At 45.2% G+C, this 22,553-nt stretch carries 25 protein-coding genes; 21 read left to right on the top strand and 4 right to left on the bottom strand.

Annotated features, from left to right (window positions below; genetic code table 11):
• The first annotated feature begins 14 nt into the window (after window positions 1-14).
• The 7 genes from ACKKE8_RS28925 (at window position 15) to ACKKE8_RS28895 (ending at window position 5,132) form a co-directional block, all read left to right on the top strand.
• Window positions 15-680, top strand: a complete 666-nt coding sequence (locus tag ACKKE8_RS28925; RefSeq protein ID WP_409176032.1) for a class I SAM-dependent methyltransferase — start codon at window positions 15-17, stop codon at window positions 678-680.
• Between the two features lie 28 nt (window positions 681-708).
• On the top strand, window positions 709-1,758 hold the full coding sequence (locus ACKKE8_RS28920; protein ID WP_409176031.1) for a nucleotidyltransferase family protein: 1,050 nt from the start codon (window positions 709-711) through the stop codon (window positions 1,756-1,758).
• Entirely contained in the window at window positions 1,755-2,447 is a 693-nt protein-coding gene (locus ACKKE8_RS28915; RefSeq protein WP_409176030.1) for a cytidylyltransferase domain-containing protein, read from the top strand. Before ACKKE8_RS28920 ends, ACKKE8_RS28915 begins: the two co-directional genes overlap by 4 nt.
• 79 nt (window positions 2,448-2,526) lie before the next feature.
• Window positions 2,527-2,883, top strand: coding sequence for a flagellar protein FlaG (flaG, locus tag ACKKE8_RS28910; protein WP_017252270.1), 357 nt, complete (start codon window positions 2,527-2,529; stop codon window positions 2,881-2,883).
• 12 nt (window positions 2,884-2,895) lie between these two features.
• Window positions 2,896-4,374 carry a flagellar filament capping protein FliD gene (gene fliD / locus ACKKE8_RS28905; protein ID WP_409176029.1) on the top strand — a complete coding sequence of 493 codons (1,479 nt, stop codon included), beginning with the start codon at window positions 2,896-2,898 and terminating at the stop codon, window positions 4,372-4,374.
• A 15-nt stretch (window positions 4,375-4,389) separates the two neighbouring features.
• Window positions 4,390-4,767 (top strand): flagellar export chaperone FliS, encoded by a 378-nt coding sequence (gene fliS, locus ACKKE8_RS28900; RefSeq protein WP_017252268.1) that lies wholly within the window; start codon window positions 4,390-4,392, stop codon window positions 4,765-4,767.
• A 5-nt stretch (window positions 4,768-4,772) separates the two neighbouring features.
• Window positions 4,773-5,132 (top strand): flagellar protein FliT, encoded by a 360-nt coding sequence (locus ACKKE8_RS28895; protein ID WP_409176028.1) that lies wholly within the window; start codon window positions 4,773-4,775, stop codon window positions 5,130-5,132.
• A gap of 68 nt (window positions 5,133-5,200) precedes the next feature.
• On the opposite strand, the gene ACKKE8_RS28890 is transcribed toward ACKKE8_RS28895, so the two are convergent.
• A complete protein-coding gene (locus tag ACKKE8_RS28890) occupies window positions 5,201-6,289 on the bottom strand; it encodes a DUF2920 family protein (RefSeq protein WP_409176027.1) in 1,089 nt (362 codons plus the stop codon).
• A 57-nt stretch (window positions 6,290-6,346) separates the two neighbouring features.
• The gene (locus ACKKE8_RS28885; protein WP_409176026.1) at window positions 6,347-6,523 is read right to left on the bottom strand and encodes a hypothetical protein; all 177 of its coding nucleotides are present in this window, start codon (window positions 6,521-6,523) and stop codon (window positions 6,347-6,349) included.
• Window positions 6,524-6,680: 157 nt separating this feature from the next.
• Here ACKKE8_RS28885 and ACKKE8_RS28880 point away from each other — a divergent pair, with 157 nt between their 5' ends.
• From ACKKE8_RS28880 to ACKKE8_RS28860, 5 genes are all read left to right on the top strand, one after another.
• Complete coding sequence (locus ACKKE8_RS28880; protein WP_409176025.1) at window positions 6,681-7,490, top strand: motility protein A; 810 nt, start codon at window positions 6,681-6,683, stop codon at window positions 7,488-7,490.
• Window positions 7,483-8,268: an OmpA family protein gene (locus ACKKE8_RS28875; protein ID WP_409176024.1), complete on the top strand. Its 786-nt coding sequence runs from the start codon at window positions 7,483-7,485 to the stop codon at window positions 8,266-8,268. Before ACKKE8_RS28880 ends, ACKKE8_RS28875 begins: the two co-directional genes overlap by 8 nt.
• 289 nt (window positions 8,269-8,557) lie before the next feature.
• On the top strand, window positions 8,558-9,361 hold the full coding sequence (locus tag ACKKE8_RS28870; protein WP_069850833.1) for a basic amino acid ABC transporter substrate-binding protein: 804 nt from the start codon (window positions 8,558-8,560) through the stop codon (window positions 9,359-9,361).
• 88 nt (window positions 9,362-9,449) lie between these two features.
• Window positions 9,450-10,124, top strand: coding sequence for an amino acid ABC transporter permease (locus ACKKE8_RS28865; RefSeq protein WP_047069746.1), 675 nt, complete (start codon window positions 9,450-9,452; stop codon window positions 10,122-10,124).
• Window positions 10,125-10,209: 85 nt separating this feature from the next.
• On the top strand, window positions 10,210-10,407 hold the full coding sequence (locus tag ACKKE8_RS28860) for a cold shock domain-containing protein (RefSeq protein ID WP_409176023.1): 198 nt from the start codon (window positions 10,210-10,212) through the stop codon (window positions 10,405-10,407).
• A 65-nt stretch (window positions 10,408-10,472) separates the two neighbouring features.
• Here ACKKE8_RS28860 and ACKKE8_RS28855 read toward each other — a convergent pair whose 3' ends face one another.
• Window positions 10,473-11,525, bottom strand: coding sequence for an HD-GYP domain-containing protein (locus tag ACKKE8_RS28855; RefSeq protein ID WP_409176022.1), 1,053 nt, complete (start codon window positions 11,523-11,525; stop codon window positions 10,473-10,475).
• A 209-nt stretch (window positions 11,526-11,734) separates the two neighbouring features.
• Between ACKKE8_RS28855 and hpf the strand changes: the two genes are divergently transcribed.
• The 4 genes from hpf to prfB all read left to right on the top strand — a co-directional run bounded on the left by hpf (window position 11,735) and on the right by prfB (window position 16,948).
• Complete coding sequence (hpf, locus tag ACKKE8_RS28850) at window positions 11,735-12,292, top strand: ribosome hibernation-promoting factor, HPF/YfiA family (RefSeq protein ID WP_409176021.1); 558 nt, start codon at window positions 11,735-11,737, stop codon at window positions 12,290-12,292.
• 199 nt (window positions 12,293-12,491) lie between these two features.
• Window positions 12,492-15,011 (top strand): preprotein translocase subunit SecA, encoded by a 2,520-nt coding sequence (secA, locus tag ACKKE8_RS28845; RefSeq protein ID WP_409176020.1) that lies wholly within the window; start codon window positions 12,492-12,494, stop codon window positions 15,009-15,011.
• A gap of 247 nt (window positions 15,012-15,258) precedes the next feature.
• On the top strand, window positions 15,259-15,720 hold the full coding sequence (locus ACKKE8_RS28840; protein ID WP_409176019.1) for a hypothetical protein: 462 nt from the start codon (window positions 15,259-15,261) through the stop codon (window positions 15,718-15,720).
• A gap of 114 nt (window positions 15,721-15,834) precedes the next feature.
• Window positions 15,835-16,948, top strand: a protein-coding gene (gene prfB, locus ACKKE8_RS28835; RefSeq protein WP_409176018.1) for a peptide chain release factor 2 whose coding sequence is annotated in 2 segments (ribosomal slippage) — window positions 15,835-15,915 and window positions 15,917-16,948 — 1,113 coding nt in all. Because the reading frame shifts where the segments join, the coding sequence is not laid out codon by codon here.
• On the opposite strand, the gene ACKKE8_RS28830 is transcribed toward prfB, so the two are convergent.
• Window positions 16,938-18,374 carry a PAS domain S-box protein gene (locus tag ACKKE8_RS28830; RefSeq protein ID WP_409176017.1) on the bottom strand — a complete coding sequence of 479 codons (1,437 nt, stop codon included), beginning with the start codon at window positions 18,372-18,374 and terminating at the stop codon, window positions 16,938-16,940. The genes prfB and ACKKE8_RS28830 overlap by 11 nt on opposite strands.
• 143 nt (window positions 18,375-18,517) lie before the next feature.
• Between ACKKE8_RS28830 and ACKKE8_RS28825 the strand changes: the two genes are divergently transcribed.
• From ACKKE8_RS28825 to ACKKE8_RS28805, 5 genes are all read left to right on the top strand, one after another.
• Window positions 18,518-18,787, top strand: a complete 270-nt coding sequence (locus tag ACKKE8_RS28825) for a YciI family protein (protein ID WP_047069739.1) — start codon at window positions 18,518-18,520, stop codon at window positions 18,785-18,787.
• A 76-nt stretch (window positions 18,788-18,863) separates the two neighbouring features.
• Window positions 18,864-19,244: a cytochrome c551 gene (cccB, locus tag ACKKE8_RS28820; protein WP_409176016.1), complete on the top strand. Its 381-nt coding sequence runs from the start codon at window positions 18,864-18,866 to the stop codon at window positions 19,242-19,244.
• A gap of 135 nt (window positions 19,245-19,379) precedes the next feature.
• Window positions 19,380-20,420, top strand: coding sequence for an N-acetyl-gamma-glutamyl-phosphate reductase (gene argC, locus ACKKE8_RS28815; RefSeq protein WP_409176015.1), 1,041 nt, complete (start codon window positions 19,380-19,382; stop codon window positions 20,418-20,420).
• 13 nt (window positions 20,421-20,433) lie between these two features.
• Complete coding sequence (gene argB, locus ACKKE8_RS28810) at window positions 20,434-21,231, top strand: acetylglutamate kinase (RefSeq protein ID WP_409176014.1); 798 nt, start codon at window positions 20,434-20,436, stop codon at window positions 21,229-21,231.
• Between the two features lie 18 nt (window positions 21,232-21,249).
• The gene (locus ACKKE8_RS28805; RefSeq protein ID WP_409176013.1) at window positions 21,250-22,431 is read left to right on the top strand and encodes an aspartate aminotransferase family protein; all 1,182 of its coding nucleotides are present in this window, start codon (window positions 21,250-21,252) and stop codon (window positions 22,429-22,431) included.
• Window positions 22,432-22,553: the final 122 nt, after the last annotated feature.

Below are 22,553 nucleotides of genomic sequence, written 5' to 3'. Positions count from 1 at the left end.
GGGAATGAATACTAATGACATGGGATCCAGTATGGGAAGAGGTTTTTCGCCAGCAAGCATGGGGAAAATACCCAGGAGAGGATTTAATTCGTTTTGTTGCTCGAAATTTTTACAAGTCAGAGTCCCGCAAAGATATAAAGATATTAGAAGTAGGTTGTGGTCCGGGCGCTAATCTCTGGTATATGGCTAATGAAGGATTTCAGGTGTACGGTATAGATGGTTCTCACACTGCTATTGAACAGGCACAAATTCGGTTAGATTCAGAATGTCCAAATTGGAAAGGGCAGCTCTTCGTAGGTGATATCGGTACGTTACCTTTCCCCGACGAGTATTTTGATGCAGTAATAGATAATGGCGCAGTTACATGCAATTCACATGAAAACTCAATTTTAATATATAGCGAAATGGCTCGTGTAGCAAAAAAACAAGGAAAGCTATATTCCCGTACAATTGCCAAAGGAAGTTGGGGAGATGAGACAGGTGAGCATTTGGGGTATGATGCTTACATTGTAGACGAAGGCCCGTTGCTGGGAAAGGGATACATCCGATTTGCAAAATATGAGGATATTGAGGAATTAGTCAGCGATTTTTCAATACAAGAAGTGCAATTGCTTAGTAGAGAATACATGGATGTAAAAAAGGCAGTAAAGGAATGGGTCATTATTGGAGAGAAAAAGTAAGCTCCTTGATGAAAGGTGTGAAGCATCTATGAAGGATTGGACTAGTATATTAGCTAAGCCTACGACCCCTATTCTAGAAGTATTAGAGATAATTGATGCTGGAGCGAGACAGTTAGCCTTAATTGTTGATGAGAATCAAAAGTTGCTTGGTACTGTAACAGATGGGGATATTCGGCGAGGATTGTTAAAAGGCAGACAGTTGCATGACCAAGTATCGACAATAATGAATGCTTATCCAACAGTAGCATCTCCATATGACTCTCGAGAGAATATTTTGGCCCTGATGAAAATTAGGCAATTGCATCAGATACCCGTTGTGGACGAAGATGGGCGTGTTATCCATGTAGAAATATTGAATCAGTTGATTGGCCCAATTAAGAAAGATAATTGGGTCATTCTGATGGCTGGAGGATTAGGTACCAGGTTGCAACCACTTACTTATGATTGTCCAAAGCCTCTCTTGAACGTGGGTAATAAGCCAATTTTAGAAACGATTTTATTAAGCTTTGTAGAACAAGGGTTTCATCGTTTTTATATTTCAGTAAATTACAAAGCAGAGATGATAAAAAATCATTTTGGGGACGGCAGTCGTTGGAATGTTGAAATAAAGTATTTACAAGAAGAGCAGTCTCTAGGAACAGCAGGGGCACTGAGCCTGATTCCGGAAAAGCCTACTTTGCCTTTCTTTGTAATGAATGGGGATCTTTTGACAAAAGTAAACTTTAGTCATCTGCTGGATTTTCATTCGTCACACCGTGCGAAAGGGACTATGTGCATCAGAGAATATGATCATCAGATTCCTTATGGAGTCGTGAAGTTAGCAAAACATCAATTGCTAGAAATAGAAGAAAAACCCGTTCAACGTTTTTTTGTGAACGCTGGAATCTATACTTTGGATCCGAGTGTGCTTGATCTGATCCCCCAAAATACGTTTTACGATATGACTAGTCTTTTTGGGGTTCTAGGCGAACAACAAGGTCAAACAATCGCCTTCCCGATACGTGAATACTGGATGGATATTGGCCGACTGGCTGATTTCGAAAGAGCCAACGTTGAGTTTGCGGAGGTATTTGGATGATTCAGGGAAAATCTGTTTTAGCAATGATTCCTGCTAGAGGTGGATCAAAAGGGATACCACGTAAAAATATTAGAGAAGTTGGCGGGAAGCCATTATTGGGATGGTCGATTGAAGAGGCTAAAAAATCAGTTTATATTGATCGACTGATTGTATCAACAGATGATGAAGAGATTGCCGATGTGGCACGTCAACTGGGGGGGGAAGTACCATTTTTACGTCCGAAAGAATTAGCAATGGATGACACTCCGGGTATTGCTCCGGTATTGCATGCATTAGAAGTTCTTCCTAAATATGACTACGTTGTTCTCCTACAGCCAACTTCGCCACTAAGACAAGTGATAGATATTGATGGGTGTATTGAGAAATGTTTAAAAGAACAAGCAAATTCATGTGTTTCCATTACAGTGGTAGAGAAAACTCCGTATTGGATGTATCATTTGTCTGATAATGATGTGCTTGAACCAGTAATTAAAATAGAAGAGCGATTTTTAAGAAGACAAGATACACCACCGGTATTCTCTTTAAATGGAGCAGTGTACATAGCCGATACCAACTGGCTGCAAAAAACTCAGTCTTTTTTGGAGCCTGAAACAGTGGGGTATGTAATGCCCAAAGAGCGTTCTATAGATATTGATAACCAAATGGACATAGTAATTTTCGAAGCGGTATTAAAAGAAATGAAAAATTGACTTGAAAGATAAGTAAATCCCTATCCCGGTTTTTCCGATAAAGGTATTAAAGGGAGAATGGATCAATGGGGGAGGAAAAATGGATATTAATAGCAAAGGTGTAGCGGTGAACGGTGTATCTGGTTATTCAGATAAGGTGCTAAAGGTCAATGGCAGTAATCAAGGAAAAGAAGACATTGACGGACAACAGCAACCCAGTGGGAAAACCCTGAATTCAAAAGAATTGGTACGGGAAGTAGACAATCTAAATAAGTTTATGCAATCGAGTACTACTCATATCAAGTTTACTCTTCATGAAAAACTTAATGAATACTATGTCCAGGTAGTGAATGATCAAACGAAAGAAGTAATTCGAGAAATTCCTTCTAAGAAAGTCATGGATATGGTTGCTAAAATGCATGAGATGATTGGATTACTAGTGGACGAAAAAAGATAGGGAGGGATCGTCATGGGAATTCGTATTAGTGGTATGGCTTCGGGAATGGATACAGAAAAAATGATCAAAGATCTAATGAAAGCTCAAAAAGAGCCGGTAAACCGATTACAACGAAGTAAAACCTCTATTGAGTGGAAACGCGATGCGTATCGGGATATGAATACGATTCTAGCAGACTTGCAAAATACTCTTAAAGACTTACGTTTATCTAGCAGTTTTAACAAAAAGACGGCAACTTCAGAAAACGATAGTGTTGCTTCTGCTAGGGTAGTCGGTAAGCCTACTCTTACTTCCTACACAGTAGAGGTTTTAAATCTAGCCAAAGCAGGATCACCTCCAAGCGCAGAATTTACTACCGGTTTAACTGATAGTAAAGGTGTGATTGGAGGCGCAGACTTTACTATTACGATTAACAAGGATGGAGTAGGAGTACCTATTTCTGTTTTGGGAACAGATACGATGGAAGGTGTTTTAAATAAGATTAATAATGCAAAAGCTGGAGTTAAAGCTAGTTTTTTCAATAATAAATTAGTTCTTACCTCTGAGGATGGAAAGCAGTTTGAGGTTAAAGCATCTGGGAGCAATAATTTAAATATGGGGACGTCTACGCCATCAACTGCTGGAACAGCAGGAACTCCTGCTACTTTTAAAATTAATGGGGTAGAATACACATCTAAAACGAACTCTATTTTATTTGATGGAATCGATTTTACATTAAAACAGGCTAATGGTGGAAATCCAGTAGTCGTAAACACAAAAACTGACGAAGATGCAGTTTTTAATATGATCAAAGGCTTCGTAGACAAGTATAATGCTGTTATCGATACCATGAATAAAAAAATCTCCGAGCCGAAATACAAGGGCTACCAGCCGCTATTAGATGAAGAGAAAGAAGCCTTGCCTGAAAAAACTGCGGAAAAAATGGATAACATGGCACGCAGTGGATTGCTTTTGCGTGATCCTATTTTAACAAGTGGATTAAACGAATTGCGTCGTGCACTTAGTACAACGTTACAAGGGACTGGAGTTAATAAGTCTTTTGACACTCTTTCTGAAATTGGGATCGGTGGTCCTCCTAGTGGAAAGTATGCTTACGAGGAAAATGGGAAGCTCTATATAAACGAGACCAAGCTTCGTGAGTCCATTAGAACGAATGGAGACGATGTTCTCAAACTGTTCACGAATTACAGTGATGAAAAGATAGATCGAAATAAGAAGTACAACGAGTCGGGTGTCGCAGAACGCCTTTATGATAAACTCAAAGATGTAATGGAAAAAGTAACAAAAGAGGCAGGGTCAGCAGGACGTGCATTTGACGACAGTAACTTAAGTAAGAAATTAACAGAAACCGATAGAGATATCGATCGCTGGGAAGATCGATTAAAAATGATCGAAGATCGTTACTGGAAGCAATTCAGTGCAATGGAAAAGGCTATGTCGAAATCGCAATCCCAAGGTGCTTGGTTTGCACAAATGTTAGGGCAGAAATAACAGGGAGTGATGCAGATGTTACAAAATGCTGCACAAACATACCAGTCCAATCAGGTAACAACGGCTACTCCTGCTGATTTGACACTAATGCTGTACAATGGAGCACTTAAGTTCATTAAACAGGCAAAGGTAGCTTTAGAGGAAAAGGACGTAATAAAAGCTCATGAGGCCTCATTGAAAGTTCAGAATATCCTTTATGAGCTCATGTCCACCTTAAACAGCGACTACGAGATTTCCAAGGAATTTGCCAAACTCTACGAATATATGCTTCAACGTACGATTGAGGCGAACATGCATAAAGACGTTAACATTCTAATAGAAGTAGAAGACCTGTTCATTCAATTCCGAGACACTTGGAAAGAAGCCATGCTTTTGGCGAAGAAACAAGGGTAAGGTATATGGAAATGACAGTCGATGTTCTTCTAAATAGTCTGCTAGAAACAACATTACGCTTAGAGAAAGTAGTAAGTGAAAAGGATTTTGAACCGGGTACATGGTTGTCCTTATTGGACGAACGAGAAGAAGTGATTTCTAAAATTCAGCAGATGGGTATAGAGAATGAATCTCTATCTGCAATGCAAAAGCAACAGCTGGAGCAAATGTACGAGATTAACCAACGTCTTGTTCCATTAATAGATGGAAGAATGCAAGGCGTCCAGCAACAACTAAACAACTTCCAACGCAGCAAGCTCGCAATGAATACGTACAACGAAGTAGGCCCAAACGGCTACGGTGCCTTTTTCGACCGCAAAAAGTAAAACACAGAGAAGAATAAAACGGCTGCTGACAGAAATAAATGTCATTAGCCGTTTTAAACGTATATTGGTTATAAGTGGAGTAGGGGGATACCTGAATTGTAATCGAAATGATAATTGTGTGTTTGCGTTTTTAAATGAGTGGGATTTACGTGTAATTTATCAGACTGTTCAAAGGTCATATTTTTCATAACATAATCAAATAAAGCTAAAAAATCTGAATCCAAACCATGATTTGTTGATTGAAAGATTGTCCCGTCCAGCTTTTCATCAGAGATTTCATGGTATGTACAGTTTGCTAGTGAAGTGCAAAAGCGTTGTTTTTTAATATGACTAATCAAATTATCAGTTGTACCATGAAATGATTGAATTTCACATTGATTATTAAACTTTTTGTAAAGCGTAGGTAAGTGGAGGATTTCTGCATCATAATCGATTGTAGAAGCTATGTATTTGAAGGAAATGTCTAATAGCATATTACCTATGTTAATGTATAAATGACGATCACTTTTCAAGTAAACAGGGAATAACCATGATGAGTTATCAATTAATAAATTGAAAAGGCTGGGGGCAAATGCATTGCATAAATAGCTTAGATAGGCTCCATGAGAGTGCCCATAAGTAATAATTTTTTTAGAGTTAAACTTTAGGTTATTGTCTTTTAAAATTTGGATTACGTAGAAAACGGCAGTTAAGTTATCGATGGCTTGCATGATTCCCATATCATTAAAATTTTTCTTGCTTTCATTTAGTTTTTCATCCGCAGCTACTTGGATATTGTATTTGCTCGCTATGTTTAAAAATTGAGGTAGATTAAAACCTTCTTGATTAATCATTTTAATCTCATCAGGGGTAAACACTGACTTCATATCCTGCTGAGAAAGGTTAAATTGGAGAGTTTGATAACCCTGCATGAATTCTTGACCAAAATAATCGCATTGTACAGTAACAAGGTTATATTGATCTGCAAACACTCTTCGCATTTTCTTATAGACATTAGAATTAGCGTTACCACCAAATCCGGCTATTAGTAGCAATAAACCAGTTTCTGAATTTACTCCAGCTTCTGGTTCGGAAAAGTAAAAATTAAACGTTCTTTCACTATAATTGTTGTAGATGTTAGGGTGCGCAGACCAATTCACCTGATAATCCTTTGCCATAATGAACACTCCTATTTTTAAATATAAAGAAAGACCGGAGTAACCCGGTCTAGAGGCTTAAGCTTTAATATCCAATACTTTCCCTGACGTTGGATGACTAGCCTGAGCCGCTTGAACATTTTGCTGCGTCTTAGCAAAACCCTCCAACATGATGGAAGCCTGCGCTTGCGCAGTCTCCTGCACTTGCTTCGTCAAACTAATGGTAACAGCTTGCTTTAATTGTACGGCATTCACAGATGATCACCTCTTTGCTAGAATTACTTTCTTTATCATTATCGACATTTTTTATACCAAGCTTCACTATTACCATGACTCTATTCTCTCATCTTTTTTCCACCATCTGCTATACTTTAAGAACAACTTGTTGAAAAACTAGGAAGGTGAATCACTTTTGTCCACAAAACGCCGCTCTCTCGTCTTAATCGGAGCCGTCCTCCTCATCTTCATACACGCGGTCTACCTAAACGGAACCCTATCGGACCTCCTCAACGTAACCGCCATTGAGCTAGTCGCGCTCTCCGTAGTCATGTCCTACGCAGTCAAACGCAAGCATCTCGACTTGAAAAAAATCTGGCGCCTGCTCATCCACGGCCGGCAAAGTAACGTCGAAGAAACGATCAAGCGCTTTTACTACTACGCGCTCGTCCAGAAGGAACAAGGATATATCGCGCTCGAAAAGGAACTCCAGCAAGAACCCGATTCATTTGTCCAACGCGGCTGCTTGCTGGCGATCGAGGGTGTTCCCGAAGAAGAGCTGCGCCTAATCCTGGAGAACGAGCTCAAGGGCGAACAGTATCGCTACCAACAGTCAGCAGGCTTCTTCCGCCTCATTAGCTTGTTGGCGCCGGGGATGGGGCTGGTCGGTACGCTTCTGGGGATGACGGGCGTACTGAAGTCGCTCTCTGACATGGCACTGACCGGACACAGTCTGAGCGCAGCGGTCGTAGCGACGCTGTATGGCGCGCTCTTGGCGAATCTGTTCGCGCTGCCATGCTATTACCGCCTGATGGATCTGTACGACCGGGAAATGTTTGAAAAGCGTCTTTTTATCGAAGGTTGTATTGGTCTCCAGCGCATGGAGACACCACGCTTGTTGTTTGAAAAGCTGAACTCATTCTTGCCAGGTGACCAAAAGCTGGTGCTGATTAAAGAGGCAGGCAGCATGAAGGGCACGATTGAAAGGCAGGACCGCTATGCATGACGAACGGTTATACGACGAAAAAGAGCTAGAGAAAAGCTGGCTGCTCAGTTACAGTGACCTGATTACGCTGTTGTTTGTGATTGTGATTATTATCGCGGCGACGCAGACGAAGAGCATTCAGGCACAAAAAGAAGAGGTCCAAAAGGAAAAAGCGAGCTTGGAGCAGGTGCATGAGAGTCTCGACCTGCTCAACCTGCAAAAACTGGAGTTGCAGCGCGAAGTGTACCAATTGGAGGCTCGCCAGAAGGAGCTCAAGGGCGAAAAAGAAGAAGAAGGCTCCGAAGACACTGTAAACGTGCCGAAGCCGCCAATGGGCCTGTCTGACTCGAGTGAGCGCGATATGGAGACGGTGCGCAACCAGCTATCCTCCGCTTTGGCTGAGCTGAATCTCGACTACGAGGAGACCGAAGAAGGCCTGCGTATCCGTTTGCCGGAAACGATCTTGTTTACGAGTGGTTCGGCAGACCTACAGGCCCAAGGGAAGCAAGTCGTCGGGACGGTAGCAGGGGTGTTGAAGCGCTTTGAGCACAAGGTGCGAATCGAGGGTTATACAGATGATGTGCCGATATCGCGCAGTTCCTACCAGTCCAACTGGGAGCTATCCTCGGCGCGCGCGATCTCTGTCATGCGTGAAATGGTGGATGCTCACTCCTTACCAGCGTCTCGCTTTACAGTGGCAGGCTTGGGCGAATACAAGCCGCTTGTGGACAACTCCAACGCGGAGAATCGTGCGAAGAATCGTCGGGTAGAGATCGTGATTTTGGCGGAAAAAGAATAATTCATTATTTTCAGATAAAAGCAGGATTTTTATATGCAGGATAGAACTATATCCCGTATATATGAATCCTGTTTTTTTGCTGCTATACCCACTTATTTTCCCCATTCGTTCCCCTTACTTTCCTACTAAAGTGGCAGAATATACAGGAAAATAGTTATGCCCAGCTTGTGCACAAGGTCATGTGGATAATGTGGATAACTCTGTGGAGAACGCAAAAAATCCGTAATTTCCATGTGGACATTGCTGGGGACAAAATGGGCAGATAGAGAGACACAAGGGGGATTTCGAAATGCGTATCGGGACAAATTGGTTCAAATCGCTCGCGTTGGTCGTCGGTGTAGGGGTACTCCTCGCAGGCTGTGGATCGGGTGGTCAGCAAACGTCTGGTAGTGGCGGAGCGAGTGGTGGTTCGGGTGACAAGGTGTACGTAGTCGGTACAGATGCGGCATATCCACCGTTCCAAATGCTTGAGGCTGACAAGATTAGTGGCCACGACATCGATGTGATGAACGCGATCGCGGAAGCTGGCGGATTCAAGATCGAGTGGAAAAACACCGGGTGGGACCCGCTTTTTGATGGACTGGACAAAGGGACGGTTGATATTGGAATCTCGTCTATCACGATCACGGAGAAGCGCAAGGAGAAATACGATTTTTCGGACTCATACTTTGAAGCGAACCAACTCATTCTGGTAGCGGAAGATTCTCCAGTGACGAAGCTGGCAGATTTGAAAGGCAAGAAGATCGGGGTTCAAGCTGCGACCACGGGTGAAGAAGTGGTCAAAAAAGCGTTTGGAGATACGTACGAAGGCTTGAAAGGCTATGACGACATGCCATCCTCCGTCGATGACTTCTTTAATGGTCGAGTAGATGCAGTGATTGGCGACAATGGCGTCTTGTCCTACTACGTGAATAAAGTAAAAGATAAGAAGTTTAAGCTGATTAAAGATGATTCCTTTGAAAAGGAATTTTACGGAATTATCGTGAAAAAGGGCAATACCGATGCGATGAACAAAATCAACGACGGATTGAAAAAAATAAAAGAAAATGGAAAGCTGCAGGAAATTTACACCCAGTACTTTGGCAATAAGTAGGCAGCAAAATGGCCGGGTGCGTCCCTACGACGTAGCCGGCGTTTGTTCGCAACTTGGCTTGCTGACATGAAGAAGGGAGGATTAGCCATTGGATTGGAGTGTCATCTATGACTACCGTGAACTGTTTATTCGAGGAATTATTAATACGATTTTACTAACGGCAGTGGCTACGGTTTGCGGAACATTTTTGGGGTTGTTCATCAGCTTGGGCAAAATGTCCTCCAAGCGAATCTTGCGTTGGACATGTTCGATTTACGTAGAGCTGTTTCGGGGAACTCCGATGCTAGTCCAAATTTTGCTGATTCATTTTGCGGTGATTCCGTCGATTTGGGGTATTCTGTATCCGGGAGCGAGCAGCCCGGAAGCGATTTATTCAGGCTTCGTGGCGCTTTCGCTCAACGCGGCTGCCTATATGGCGGAAATCTTTCGGGCTGGCATCCAATCCATTGATCCAGGGCAAATGGAAGCGGCACGATCACTTGGCATGAACAAGGGCCTTGCCATGCGCCAGATTATACTTCCGCAAGCGTTTACACGAATGCTGCCCGCAATCGGAAATGAGTTTATTGCTCTTTTGAAAGATTCGTCCCTTCTGGCAGTAATCGCGACACCGGAATTAAACTACGCAGCTATGAACGTGGCGAAAAGTACATTTGAGCGCTACCCCCCGTATTTAACGGAGGCGGCGGTTTACCTGGTACTTACGTTGTTCTTGTCCCGTGTAGTCGTGAGAGGACTTGAGAAAAAATATTCCACACGGTAATGAGCGAGCGTGTGGAATGAATCGCCTGAATCGGGGAAAGCTAGGCTTGATTTTATTTTCACAAAAGAAAGGGTTGTGCTGTTTCATGCAAGGCAAAGTAAAATGGTTTAACGCAGAAAAAGGTTTTGGATTTATTGAACGAGAAGACGGTGATGACGTATTCGTCCATTTTTCGGCGATTCAGACGGAAGGGTTTCGTTCGTTAGATGAGGGACAGGCTGTAGAATTCGACATTGTGGAAGGGGACCGCGGTCCACAAGCGGCGAACGTCGTGAAGTTATAAACGAAACAATAGCAAAATCCCCCTGGTTCCTTGATCGGACAGGGGGATTCGTTTTTTCAACGTGTTTAACTGATCATTCTTTGAATGCTTAGGGAACGCTGCAGTCTCAGGTCAATAAAATCATTACCTCTACGAACGAGAGGGCGCATAGGCTCATCAGTATGAATCATAATGATTTCGACGTGGTCGCCATTGCTCAAAAGAGCATGGGAACCGATGTAAAGTAAGATAATGTAATGGATAAAACGGGAGACAATCATCGGATTTAATTTGCCGGAACAAGCTAACTCCCACAGAACATTCGCGGCTTCAAAGGGAGAGGTTCCCTTCCGATACACACGATCTGCGCATATTGCATCAAATACGTCTGCGACACTGATGATTTGGCATTCCAAAGGGATGCCATCTTTTTTTCGTCCAAGGGGATATCCACTTCCATCCCAACGTTCGTGGTGCATCAGAGCGCATTGTGCCAGCAAGTTGTCGGCATCGTCCATCTTGCGCAGGAGCTCGTAGCCGTATACGGTATGCTTTTTCATAATCGTATATTCTTCGTCTGTCAAACGCTCTGGCTTGGACAGCAGCTCATCGGGAATTTTCATCTTGCCGATGTCATGGAGAAGGCCTGCTACACCTAAAAAATGAACATCACGTTGCGGCAATCCTATGATTTTTCCGATTAAGGCTGCCACGATACCTACATGCAGGGAGTGACGATACGTATAACTTTCTGTTCCTTCATTCAAATAAATGAAGCGCAGAAATCTCATGTGATGAAGAACTTGATCGAGCATAGGATGAACAGCGTCGCTAAATTGTTGCAGTCGGGGAGTATCCCCATTTGCGAGCTGGTTAAATAAATACTCGGTTTTTTGTACGGCCACCATATAGGCCTTTGCAGCCTCTGTCTCACTCCAATGAAGGAGAGGAAAGGGCATTTCGGGTGCTTCCAAGCCAGTAGTAACGTGTACGGCTTCCACCTGGTGAGCCTCTAGCAGTCGAATATCACTAAGATGAAGGATTGCACCAGCGGGTAATAAAAGTAGGCCGTACTCATTGTATACGTCTTGAGCGAGCGTTGTTCCGATAAGTGAATGGGAAGGTTTTACCTCGGCCATGAGGATTCCTCCAGTGCGATGTACGACCGCGATATAGGATTGGATGACTACCTTTCCTATTATAGCATAGGGAATCTAGTAAGTATTGGTAAAATAATGTCGGATATTGATGGTTTGTAAAAGATTTGCAAAGATTTTTTTAAGCTGAGTGGAAGGATTATTTACAGAAGTGGCGAATACGTATGTATAGACGGAAGGAGGTTGGAACCATGAAATTTAACATTCGTGGAGAAAACATTCAAGTCACCGCTGCGCTTAGAGAATATGTCGAAAAGAAAGTCGGCCGTCTGGAAAAATATTTTGAAACTCCACAGCCTACAGAAGTACAAGTCACCATGCATGTACATCGCGGAGAGGGCACGATCGAGGTAACTATCCCACTGAGTGGGGTCATTATCCGAGCGGAGGAAACGCACGAAGATATGTATGCTGCTATCGATCTGGTAGTAGAAAAGCTGGAACGTCAGATTCGCAAGCACAAAACGAAACTGATGCGGAAGCTTCGAGTGGATTCGACAGGAAGACTCGCACAGCGTGAGAGTCAGCCAGTAGCAGTCATGATCCCGGATGAGGATGATATCGACATAGACATCGATATCGTTCGAACCAAACGCTTCGATCTGAAGCCGATGGATGCCCAGGAAGCGGTCATGCAAATGGATATGCTGGGACACAGCTTCTTCGTTTTCCAAAACAGTGACACCAATGACGTCAGTGTGGTGTATCGCCGCAATGATGGGCGTTACGGATTGATTGAACCAAAATAACGAAACTTTACACATTCTCATTCGTATAAGACTAGGGAGTTGCTATTGGCAACTCCCTTTACTTGTGTAGAGGATGCTCTATTTGATAAAATATCTTTTTAGAAAGTATTATTTTCGTAGAATCGGTATCCTTTTTTATTATCTGGACTCATGCCGGCTTGTGCATTTTCGTTTGGCAGCATATGGAAGGGGTGTCCTCATGTTAGGACTCGTTAAAAAGATATTCGGCGATAGCAATGAACGTGAAGTAAAGAAAATGTTTAAGCGTGTAGAAAGTATCAACGCGCTGGAACCAACGATTAAGGCACTCTCCGATGACCAATTGCGGGAGAAGACTGCTGAGTTTAAGGCGCGCTTGGCAAATGGAGAAGAACTGGACAAAATTTTGAATGAAGCATTTGCCGTTGTACGTGAAGCATCGATCCGTGTACTGGGCATGCGTCACTTCGATGTCCAGATGATTGGTGGTATGGTTCTTCAGGAAGGCCGTATCTCCGAGATGAAGACGGGTGAAGGTAAAACGCTGGTTGCGACACTGGCGACATACCTGAATGCCTTGATGGGCAAAGGCGTCCACGTCGTTACCGTGAACGAATACTTGGCTGAGCGTGACTCGACCATCATGGGTAGGCTGTATAACTTCCTCGGACTGACAGTCGGTTTGAACAAGAATGGACTGAGCCCTGAAGAGAAACGCGAAGCATACGCGTGTGACATTACGTATGGTACGAACAACGAGTTTGGTTTTGATTATCTGCGTGACAATATGGTTCTGTACAAGGAACAAATGGTGCAACGTCCGCTATTCTTCGCTATCATCGACGAGGTGGACAGCATTTTGATTGACGAAGCACGTACGCCGTTGATCATCTCCGGTTCTGCTAACAAATCGACAGAGCTGTACTACATCTGCTCGCATTTTGTGAAACGCCTGGAAGAAGAAAAAGATTTCACAATCGATGAGAAGCTGAAAATCGTCAACCTCACAGATGAAGGTGTGAGCAAGGTCGAACAGGCATTCAACATTGATAACCTGTACGATACGGCACATATCACGTTGAACCACCACATTACGGCGGCGTTGAAGGCACAAGTGCTGTTCAAGCGCGATGTCGATTATGTCGTGCAGGAAGGCGAAGTTGTCATCGTTGACGAGTTCACCGGCCGTCTGATGGTTGGACGTCGTTACAGCGATGGCTTGCATCAAGCGATTGAAGCAAAAGAAGGTCTGCGTGTCCAAAGCGAGAGCATGACACTGGCGACCATTACCTTGCAAAACTACTTCCGTATGTACGAGAAGCTGGCGGGTATGACAGGTACAGCGAAGACGGAAGAAGAAGAGTTCAAAAAGATTTACGGTCTCGATGTTGTGGTTATTCCAACGAATAAGCCTGTACAGCGTATCGATTCACCTGACCTTGTTTTCAAAACAGAGGCAGCCAAATATCGTGCGGTTGTAAACGACATTGTCGAGCGCCACAAAAAGGGCCAACCGATCCTGGTAGGTACCATCTCCATCGAAAACTCGGAGCGCTTGTCCCAAATGCTGAAGCAAAAAGGTGTACCGCATAACGTATTGAATGCGAAGCAGCATGAGCGCGAGGCCGAAATCGTTGCACGTGCAGGTGTGTACGGAGCGGTTACGATTGCGACAAACATGGCGGGTCGTGGTACGGACATTCAGCTTGGCGAAGGTGTTGCGGATCTGGGCGGTCTTCATATTATCGGTACAGAACGTCACGAGAGCCGTCGGATTGACAATCAGCTGCGCGGTCGTGCCGGTCGTCAGGGGGACCCTGGTTCATCCCAGTTCTTCCTCTCGATGCAAGATGAGCTGATGCGTCGTTTCGGTGCGGACAATATCATGAATATGATGGATCGCCTGGGTATGGAAGAGGATATGCCGATCGAGAGCCGCCTGGTTACTCGTGCGGTAGAATCCGCGCAGAAGCGTGTAGAGGGATCGAACTTCGATGCACGTAAAGGCGTTCTCCAGTACGACGACGTGATGAACCAGCAGCGTTTGGTTGTCTACAAACAGCGTAAAGACATCCTGGAACAGGAAAATCTCAGCGATGTTGCTTTGAATATGATCTACGCAGTAATGGAGCGTGCAGTGTCTCTGCATTGTCCAAAAGAAGAGGTACCAGAGGATTGGGATCTGCAAGCAATGGCCGATGCTGCCAATAATGGATTCCTCCATGAAGAAACGATTACAGCTAAAATGCTGAAAGGCATGGAAGCAGAAGAAATTCTTGAGCTGTTGAAAGCAGAAGTCGATAAGCAGTACAAACAGCGTGAAGAAGAAATCGGCGAATCAATTCGCGAGTTTGAGAAAGTCGTCATTCTGCGTGCTGTCGACAGCAAGTGGATGGATCACATCGATGCGATGGATCAGTTGCGTCAAGGGATTCACCTGCGCGCCTACGCACAAAACGACCCGCTTCGTGAGTACCAGTTCGAAGGATACGAAATGTATCAAGGTATGCTGGCTGCTGTTCAGGAAGAAGTCGCTATGTATATCATGAAGGCCGAAGTCAGCCAAAACCTGGAGCGTCAGGATGTCATTCGCGGTCAAGGTATCGATCCGGAAAACTTGCAAACTTCCGGACCATCTGATCGTCCAGATCCGGAGACCTCCGGGGATGCTGATCCGAAGAACCGTGCACAGCGTCGCGCTCAGGAGCAAGAACGCAAACGCCAAAATAAGAAACACTAAGAAATATGACAAAACATTCTTCTCGTATCGGCAAATTCGGTACGAGGGGAATGTTTTTTTCTTGCCTATTCCTAATGCCTTGACAGTATTCGTCCTCATCTATTCTTCCTCGTCTGATATTAACGATCTATTTGTCTAACACTGGTAAATGTGATCGAACGATTCAAGTGGTAATTATCCGAAAAATAAATAGAATCGTAAGTACAACACTTTTACCAAAAATTCACGAAGACGGGGGAATGAACAAATGAGAACGTCAGTGAACGTGATGGGGATACAAACGAAGAATATAATGGAGCGCATTTCCGTTACTTTAAAAGCAGTCCTAAAGACAGGAAAAGAAAATAAAAAAGTACAGCTGATTGAAAAGGAGGAGGGAATTGAATTACCGAGAGTCATCTCTGCGCAAGACCCGGTCTTTGAGGACAAGCGACTGATAGAGGAAATTCCGGAGCCAAATTGGAATGAGGCCTTGATTGCACCGCCGAATGGCATGGTGGATCGAACGCGTGAAAGTCCGCTAGCCCAAAAATATCGAAAAACACACAACTGGAAGCGTCAAGCTATCATCAAGCAAGCATACCAGTTGAAAGCAAGCGAAGCTCGGCGCACCCATCTCTATCTGGTTACTGCACCACAGACGGAAAATAAACAACCACTTGAAATCCGAGACCTGAGATCCTCGCCATCACCACCGGTGGCAACGTGACAAAGGGTAGCAGCGAAGTCCCTTTTCTAAACGTAACATGCTGCCGTATTTGCGCATCTGGCAAATTACGTTACAATAAAACATAGCTTACGTAAAGAGAAGGTGATTCGCAACATGGCATTAATCGATATTGCGGACATCAAACAAGAGATGTCTAGCATGGCTAAGCGATTAGCGGATATCAGGGGGTCTCTTTGACCTCCCAGTAAAACAGGAACGAATCGGTGAACTGGAAGAGCGCATGCTGGCACCCGATTTTTGGGATGACAATGATGCAGCGCAGAAGACAATCAGTGAACTGAATGCAATCAAAAGCCTCGTAGAGACGATGTCCAAGCTCGATTCTCAGTACGAGGATCTCCAGGTAATGCTGGAGCTCGTCATCGAAGAGGGGGATGCGTCCCTCATTCAAGATCTGTATGACAGTACGCAGGAGTTGCGGAAGTCATTTGAGAGCTTTGAGCTGGAATTGCTTTTGAGTGATGAATACGACAAAAACAACGCCATTTTGGAGCTGCATCCGGGAGCGGGTGGGACAGAGTCTCAGGATTGGGCGTCCATGCTTCTGCGCATGTATACACGTTGGGGGGATGCCAAGGGCTTCAAGGTCGAAACATTGGACTATTTGCCTGGTGATGAAGCCGGTGTAAAAAGTGTTACTCTCCTCATTAAGGGTTACAATGCGTATGGCTACCTCAAATCAGAAAAAGGGGTTCATCGTCTTGTGCGGATATCTCCGTTTGATGCCTCTGGACGTCGTCACACATCGTTTGTGTCTTGCAACGTCCTGCCGGAGATCGAAGACGATAATGCGGTAGACATACGTACAGAAGACCTGAAAATCGATACGTATCGTTCCAGTGGTGCGGGTGGTCAGCATATCAACACGACTGACTCCGCTGTACGGATTACTCACTTGCCTTCTGGAATTGTGGTGACGTGTCAAACAGAACGCTCCCAGATTAAAAACCGGGAGCGTGCGATGAAGATGCTGACGGCACGACTGTTCGAGAAAAAACGGGAAGAACAAGAGAAAACGTTGGCCGCTATTCAAGGTGAACAAAAAGATATTGCATGGGGCAGCCAAATTCGTTCCTATGTCTTCCACCCATACAGTCTGGTAAAAGACCACCGGACGAATATGGAGACAGGAAACGTTCAAGCCGTCATGGATGGTGATATTGATTCGTTTATCGATGCCTATCTACGCGCGCAGATTAATCGGTAAACGAAACAGAAGGCTTCAAGGCTTTTGGTATGGAAATCGATACGGTGGTTCCTTTGCCGACATCACTGGTGATGTCGATTGTTCCCCCGTGATCGCGAATAATTTTTGAGCTTACCATTAACCCCAGGCCAGTTCCTGTTTCTTTTGTACTATAAAAAAGCTCTCCTAATCGGGGAAGTAGCTCGGCAGGGATGCCTTGTCCTTGATCGCTGATTCGGATGATAACATCGGAAGAGCGCTCTACAACCTTGATTGTGAGATTTCCACCTAACGGCATGGCTTCCATGCCGTTTTTTATGATGTTTATGAAGACTTGCTTGATTTGATATTCCTCACACAATATGAGAGACGTGACTTGAGGAAAATCAGTAAGAATAGATACATTTTTAAGAAGTGCTTGTGGTTCCATAAGCTTAATGACAGACGAAAGCAATGGCAAAAGGCCGTTGGGAGCAAATCGCAACGCTTGCGGCTTCGCCATTATTAAAAGCTCACTGGTAATCGAAGTGATACGGTCGATTTCGGATCGCATAATTTGCAAGTATTGCTGATTGGCGAATTCGTCCCCTTCCATGAGTTGAATAAACCCTTTCAAGGCCGTAAGTGGATTGCGAATTTCATGGGCGATTCCCGCGGCAAGCTCTCCTAGAACTGACAGCTTGTCAGAGTATCGAAGCAATTCCTCTGATTGCCGACGTTCTGTAATATCACGTGCCACAAAAACCGTGCTGAGAATATGGCCGTTCGGACAGATGTCAGGTGTTCCTTTTACATCGAACAGCAACATTCTTCCGTCTGGGTGCAGGTAATGGTACTCGGCATCGAGTGTGGTCTTCTGCTTCATCATTTGAGCAAAATCGCTCTTGGCGTTGGTTACTTGCTCAGGATGAATCAAGATTGAAAAATGCTGATTGATCACTTGATCAATCGTGAGACCAGTAACCGCCTGAACAGAAGGGGAAGCGTAGGTAATCATTCCATCCACATTTACAATAAAAATCAAATCCATAATGTTTTCGGATATTAACCGAAAGTTCTCTTGCATCTGGTGAAGAGCCTCTTCCATTTTCTTTTGCTGCGTGATGTTTTTGGCAATGGAATAGCGACTGATGATTTCGCCGTTTTGTAAAATGGGAAAGCTGGAAGCGATAATATCTACAACCTGCCCGTTTTTATGGAGCAACTGGTAATGCTTATTTTTTCTGATTCCTGCAGAGAGGATTTGTTGTTGTTTCTTACTGTCGAGACCTTCTGTAGAAGCGAGAATTTCCCAAATTTGCATGCGCAGCAGTTCTTGAGAGGTGTATCCTACCAATGCTTCACCAGCGGCGTTTACTCCTGTGAATCTGCCCTGCATGTCGAACATGAAAACAGCGTCAGGATTGTTGTGGAAGAGAGATGTATATAACTGTATCTGCGTGCCCATACCTATCCGCCTCTCTGTTGCTACTTGCTACCATTGAATCGTTCGCTGTAGAAAGGGAAAATCCTACCAGACCAAAGTCCGTATTCATAATTATGTTATACTTCATGAAAGAACAAGGTCATGAAAAGGGAGAGAAACCGTCCATGTTGTATGCCGCATTTTTGCCAATCGTGAATCAAGAGCTGAATGCTCAAGTAAGACCTGCGCATCTCACGTATATCAATGATTTGTACAAGCAGGGAAAAGTGTTCATGGCAGGACCCTTCACAGATAAGCTTGGCGGATTGGTTATTTACAAAGCGGATTCTCTGGAAGAAGCTCGCAAATTGGCTGAGGCTGATCCAGTTGTCGTGGAAGGCGCACGGACGTTGGAGTTACGTGAATGGAGTCCGTTGGAATTTCCTCTGTCCTAAATGGTTGTCGCAAGAATGAGAAGTGGTAGTCGGAGGCATACTTAGCGAAGAAATCCGAATAAAGGAGGGAACAGCCTTGAAACGTATTCCACTCGTTTTGACAGCGGCTGTACTCGCATTCTCGCTAAGTGCCTGTGGTGGCGGAAATCAGCAAACACAGCCGCCGGCCAACCAACCAGCAACAGAGGCTCCGGCTACAGAAACTCCGCCAGCCACGACACCATCTGGCAGCTATGATGCAGCAACTGCAGAAACCATGTACAAAAATACCTGTTCAGGCTGCCACGGACAGACGTTGGAAGGGGCAGTTGGACCGAACTTGCAAAAGATCGGCGGTCAGTTGAACAAAGAGCAGATCATGGGCATTTTGGAAAAAGGAAAAGGATCAATGCCCCCGGGTCTCGTCACAGGAAAAGATGCAGAAAACATCGCTGCATGGTTAGCGGACAAAAAGTAAACAGGGCAACAAACCAGCGCTCGAGCAATCGGGCGCTTTTTTCTTTGGACGGAAAAAGTTTTTTTGTTGTATTCTAAGTGGATTTTTATTATTATTCATGTATAAAAATACAGGATAGAATAAAGGGGAGAGAGCATGGTTCGGGTCGGGATTGTTGGAGCAACAGGGTATGGGGGCGCGGAGTTGATCCGTCTTTTGGCTGGGCATCCGCATGTTGAGATTGCAAATTTATATTCAAGTTCATCAGAAGGAGAAAGCTTGGAAAAATCGTTTCCACATGCAGCTGGGCTCGGGTTGCCGACATTATCACCGATTGATGCAGATAGCATGAGCGGTGTGAACGATTTGATCTTTCTTGCTACGCCTGCGGGAGTAAGTAGCGGGCTGTCTCCGAAGCTGGTCGAAAAAGGTGTAAAGGTCATTGATTTATCCGGGGATTTTCGTCTGGAAAACGGTGCGGTCTACCAAACGTGGTACAAACATGAGCCGGCCCCTTCCCAATGGGTAGAAACAGCGGTTTACGGTTTAACCGAGTGGAATCAAGAGCAAGTGGCGGGGGCCAGTCTCATAGCAAATCCAGGCTGCTATCCCACTGCTACGCTCCTCGCCCTGCTTCCGCTGGTAAAGACAGGCTGGGTACAGCCTAACAGTTGGATCGTCGATGCCAAATCAGGTGTGTCCGGCGCTGGACGTGGAGTATCGCTCGGTGTTCATTACGGTGAGATTAATGAAAGCATCCATGCTTATAAAGTTGCGAGTCATCAGCATACACCAGAGATTGAACAGGAGCTGCAAAAACAAAGCGGGGAAGAGACGCTTGTTCAATTTACACCGCATCTGGTGCCGATGACCCGAGGGATTTTAGTCACGGCTTACGGACAACTAACCACTGATGTCACACAAGCGCAACTCCAGGAGCTATACGAAGCTGCTTATGCGGATAAGCCTTTTGTGCGTGTACGTCCTGCAGGCAGTCATCCACATACGAAAGAAGTTTATGGCTCCAATTACTGCGATATCGCTATCCATGTTGATCAGCGCACGAAGCGTGTTATCTTGCTGTCGGTAATCGATAACATGATGAAGGGCGCGGCTGGTCAAGCTGTGCAAAACATGAATGTCATGTTTGATTTGCCTGAGAAAACAGGCTTGCCGCTCGTACCAGTATACCCGTAGAGGAGGAGAGCAGATGCAAGGAATTGTTGTGATCAAATGTGGCGGAAGCACCATGGATCAGCTACCTGACTCCTTCTTTCAGGCGATTGCCGGACTGCAGGCACAAGGACAAGAGATCGTCATCGTCCACGGGGGCGGACCTGCCATTAACAGTATGCTCGATCGAGTTCAGATCACTCCGCAATTTGTCGATGGGCTTCGTGTTACCTGCGAGGACACGCTGCGTGTTGTAGAGATGGTTTTGTGCGGCAGTATCAATAAGGCGCTGGTAAAAAGGCTAGCGCAGGCAGGAGCCAAGGCGTGGGGAGTTAGCGGAATCGATGGTCAGACTCTTTTGGCAACAAAAACGCCAAAACCACTCGGGTGGGTAGGAGAAATCAAGAAGGCTGATACGACCATTCCCAAAGCGATTCTTGGGCAGGGCTATGTCCCGGTGATTGCTCCCCTTTCCGTTAGTGAAGATGGCACGGAGACATTTAATGTCAATGCTGATGTGGCCGCAGGAGCGATTGCAGCAGCACTCAGCGCCGAAAAACTGATCATGGTCACAGACGTTCCGGGCATCATGCAGCCTCAGCCAGACGGAACCAAGGCAGTAGTGCCTGCTACAAGTGCAGAAGAGATACAGGAAATGATTCAGGCAGAGATTATTACTGGTGGAATGATTCCGAAGGTTCAGGCAGCTCTCGACGCTCTCGGTCAGGGTGTGGAGCAGGTAGTCATCTGCCGGGGAACCGCTGATGATCTGCTCGGTGTTTGTGCGGGGCTGGCAGTTGGGACAACCGTTCGTATGAATGTCAATTACGCTTAGGTGAGGAGGAAAATGAATATGCATATAACATCAGCGCCTGTGCATCTCATGAATAACTATGCGAGATGGCCCATCAGTTTGGTAAAAGGACAAGGAAACCAGGTGTGGGATGATCAAGGCAAGCAATATCTCGATTTTACCTCAGGAATTGCCGTGACCTCGTTAGGGCATGTCCCGCCAAAAGTAACGGCAAAGCTGCACGAACAGCTCGATACGTTGTGGCATTGCTCGAATCTGGTGCATGTTCCTCAGCAAGAGATTTTGGCGGAAAAACTGAGCCGTCTGTCTGGACTGGATCAGGCTTTTTTCTGCAACAGTGGAGCGGAGGCGAATGAAGGGTTGATCAAGCTCGCCCGCCGCTATGCACAAAAAATAAAAGGGACCGACCGTTACGAAATCATCAGCTTTGAACAGTCTTTTCATGGACGGACATTGGCTACCCTAACGGCTACTGGACAGGAAAAGGTGAAGGATGGATTCGCACCATTGCCGCAAGGATTTATCACCGTTCCTTACAACGACCTCGATGCAGTCAAGTCAGCCATTACAGACAAGACATGCGCGATCATGCTGGAGCTGGTTCAGGGAGAAGGCGGTGTACATCCAGCAGAAGAGGCATGGGTGAAGTCGCTGCGTGAATTATGCGATGCGCACGGATTGCTCCTGTTAATCGATGAGATACAGACTGGGATTGGTCGCACAGGTACATGGTTTGCCTTCCAGCACTATGACGTGAAGCCAGATGCGATTTCATTGGCAAAAGGCTTGGGCAGTGGGTTCCCGATTGGAGCGGTCGTCGCGACCAAAGAAGTAGCAGAAGCGTTTGCTCCGGGTACGCATGGCACTACTTTTGGCGGGAATCCATTGGCAGCAACTGCTGGAATCGCGACGCTTACGACGATGGAAGAGGAGCAGATTTTGGAGCGGGTAGCCCATATCCATGACGTATTGATCAAAGAACTGGAGAAGCTCAAGGCAGAGCATCCAGACAAAGTGGTTACGGTTCGGGGAAAAGGATTGCTTCTCGGTGTGGAGCTAACAATTCCTGCTGGTGAGCCGGTCGCGTATGCACGGGAAAAAGGAGTCATTCTGCTGATGGCTGGCCCACAAGTAGTGAGACTCTTGCCTTCGTTTGTAACGACCGATGATGAAGTAAAGCAGGCTATTGCCGTATTAAGCGAAGCACTGTCGCAGGTTTAGATAAAACAAACATAAAATGCAACGAGTGGAAGTGGTCAAAAAACTCGTTGCATTTTTATAATCCCAAATGTATATTAATACAAAAGGTTGCATAAATTTTCGGTAAGAGCGATCAGGCCGGT

It is taken from the genome of Brevibacillus fortis (assembly GCF_046196545.1).
GTDB classification, from domain to species: Bacteria; Bacillota; Bacilli; order Brevibacillales; family Brevibacillaceae; genus Brevibacillus; species Brevibacillus fortis_A.
The sequence above is the reverse complement of the archived record's forward strand: the minus strand, read 5'-3'. Positions and strand labels throughout refer to the sequence as shown.